We start from the raw sequence: 2,850 nt of genomic DNA on the forward strand, positions 1-2,850 counted from the left end.
TAATTTCTATTGAACCGCCGTGTACCGAACGGTACGCACGGTGGTGTAAGAGGTCGGCTAATCAGATAATGATTAGCCTCCTACTTGATTTCAAACCATATATGTGTAAATAAATATTTTTACGCATTGTTAAAATTTGCAATAGAAATTATGTGTTTAATCATGGTATAATAGTAGCTTATGAATTAAAAATATATTTAAGTTAAACTTAAAAATTATATATGAAACGAGAGAGGAAGTTAAAATGAGTAACATGAAATTTGAGGAATTTAATATTAGTGAAGAAATTTTAAAGGCAATTGTAAATTTGGGATATGTAAACCCTTCTGAGGTCCAAGCTGCAGTAATACCTATAGCCCTAAAAGGCAAAGATATCATAGTAAAATCACAAACTGGTAGCGGAAAAACAGCTGCTTTCGCCATTCCACTATGTGAAAGTGCAGATATAGAAGAAACAGAACCACAAGCACTAATATTAACACCTACCAGAGAACTAGCTCTTCAATTAAGCCAGGATATAACACAAATAGGAAGGTACAAAAAAATTAGAGCCGTAGCTGTTTTTGGTAAACAGCCTATAGCTATGCAAAAGAAACAACTAAAGCAAAGAGTTCATGTAGTAGTGGGAACACCAGGAAGGACTTTAGATCATATTGAAAGAGGGTCTATTAATTTAGCTAAGGTAAAATACCTAATATTAGACGAAGCAGATGAAATGCTTAGTATGGGATTTATAGATCAAGTAGAAGAGGTTATTAAAGCTGTTCCTAAAAACAGAGTTACGATGTTATTCTCAGCTACAATTCCAGAATCTATTGAAGCAATATGTGCTAAATACATGGTAAGTCCAGTTAAAATAGAGATAAATCCAGAGAAATTAACCGTAGAGAAAATTGATCAAGTTTGTTTTGAAGTAGACGAAGATAAGAAACTAAGTTTGCTTAAGAGAACACTTTATGTTGAAAATCCAGATTCTTGTATAGTATTTTGTAGAACAAAAGAAAATGTTGATGTAATAACGGATCAAATGAAAAATCGTCATTATTCATGTGTTAAAATACATGGAGGTCTGCTTCAGAATGAAAGATTAGATGCAATGGAGAGATTTAAAAAAGGTGAATTTAGATTTTTAGTGGCTACAGACGTTGCTGCTAGAGGGATTGATGTGGAAGATATAACTCATATTATAAATTATGATCTGCCACTGGAAAAAGAAAATTACGTACATAGAATAGGAAGAACGGGACGTGCGGGTAAAAAAGGAAAAGCTATAACTTTTACAACTCATCACGAGAAAAAATTCCTACAAGCTATAGAGCAGTACATCGGTATGGAAATACCTAAAAAACCAATTCCATCAAAGGAAGATTCAGAGCCATACAGAGAAGCATTTTATGAGAAAAATGATGCTAAACCTGTTATTAAAAAGACAAAAGCATCTAATTTTAGTACAGATATAATGAAATTGTATCTTAGTGCAGGTAAAAAGAAAAAAATAAGAACTGTAGATATTGTAGGAACTATTTGCAATATTGAAGGGGTTAATGCTAGTGATATAGGTATTATAGATATTCAAGATAATTTCTCTCATGTAGATATTATGGGTGGAAAAGGTAAATTAGTATTAGAAACCCTTAATAAAGGGACCATAAAAGGTAAACCCATTAGAGTAGAAAAAGCAAACAAATAGTACTTAATAAGTGCCTTTATTTAATACTATAAAATATGAAATGAGGTAGATAAACTAATTATCTACCTCATTTTTATATTTGTAGTTAGGAAAAAGATACGCATTACTATTAAAATTTAAAGCTGGTTTATATTGAGAATAAAATATTTACATGTTACAATAATATAAGGTTTTACTATAATTATACAATAATATTTGTGAAATTATTTAATGTTTTATAATGAAATGGTGAAGAAAACTGTAGAAAACTAAGTTGGATAAAAGTAAGATACAACTTGGTTTTTATTTTATCAAAAGAGCAGAATATCATATTTGCAGTAAAATATTAACGGACATTAATGACTAACGTCTATATTAGTCAACAATATTTTTGAAAGGGGATTTAACATGGGTACAATGAGTCTTACCGAAATAATGGATGAATCTATAGAAATCCTAAAGAAATATATTAAAACAATAGTTACCTTTAATCTAGCTTATTGGGCATTGTGCCTCGTCGGAATTGTTGGGGTTGTACTAGTAGGTGTAATAGTAGTTGCACTAGTTATAGGACTAAAATTGAGTCCTGTAGTAATAGGAGTTGTCTCTATAATCTTAGGTTTAAGTATTTTAGCTTTTGTAATGTGCTTCAAAATAGGCTTAATTAAAATAGCAGGTCAAAGATTACTTGAAGAAAGAATTGATGCTGGTAAAGCTATATCATTTTCCTTTAAAAAGATTTTAAAAGTTTTAGGAGTTTTACTTATGGAAGTATTAATGTTCCTTCCAGTGGCTGGTATTTTTACAGCTATAGGCTACTTAATCTATAGTAAATTTCAAAATTCATTATTATCCCTTGGAATGAATGATAAAAATGAAATAACTATAATAGTTATGACGGGTGTAATAATATTGTTGTTTGTTTTATCAATATTAGCTTATGTCACTATATTTTCGTTTTCATTTCATGCAATTGCTCTAGAAAACAAAGGAGTATTTGCTGCATTAAAACGGAGCTATAATCTTGTGAAAGGAGATTACTTTAAAATCCTTGGGTGTACTATATTATTTTACTTAACTATATATGCAATTACAACTTATACTCCGCACAATATATTATAAAATCCCTATATTTAATTTTAGGGTATTTTTTACTTGTATTTTCAACAATACTACAAACT

General features: G+C 29.9%; 2 protein-coding genes. Both read left to right on the forward strand.

The window, feature by feature from the left end; genetic code table 11:
* The first annotated feature begins 244 nt into the window (after positions 1-244).
* Positions 245-1,690: a DEAD/DEAH box helicase gene (locus KPL51_RS22820; RefSeq protein ID WP_216166696.1), complete on the forward strand. Its 1,446-nt coding sequence runs from the start codon at positions 245-247 to the stop codon at positions 1,688-1,690.
* A gap of 387 nt (positions 1,691-2,077) precedes the next feature.
* Entirely contained in the window at positions 2,078-2,791 is a 714-nt protein-coding gene (locus KPL51_RS22825; protein ID WP_216166698.1) for a DUF7847 domain-containing protein, read from the forward strand.
* The last annotated feature ends 59 nt before the right edge of the window (positions 2,792-2,850 follow it).

It is taken from the genome of Clostridium bowmanii (assembly GCF_018861315.1).
Classification (GTDB): domain Bacteria; phylum Bacillota; class Clostridia; order Clostridiales; family Clostridiaceae; genus Clostridium_AD; species Clostridium_AD bowmanii.

Excerpts from the sequence above, each read along its gene's own strand:
- KPL51_RS22820 (WP_216166696.1), top strand. The coding sequence starts at position 245 with ATGAGTAACATGAAATTTGAGGAATTTAATATTAGTGAAGAAATTTTA.
- KPL51_RS22825 (WP_216166698.1), top strand. The coding sequence starts at position 2,078 with ATGGGTACAATGAGTCTTACCGAAATAATGGATGAATCTATAGAAATC.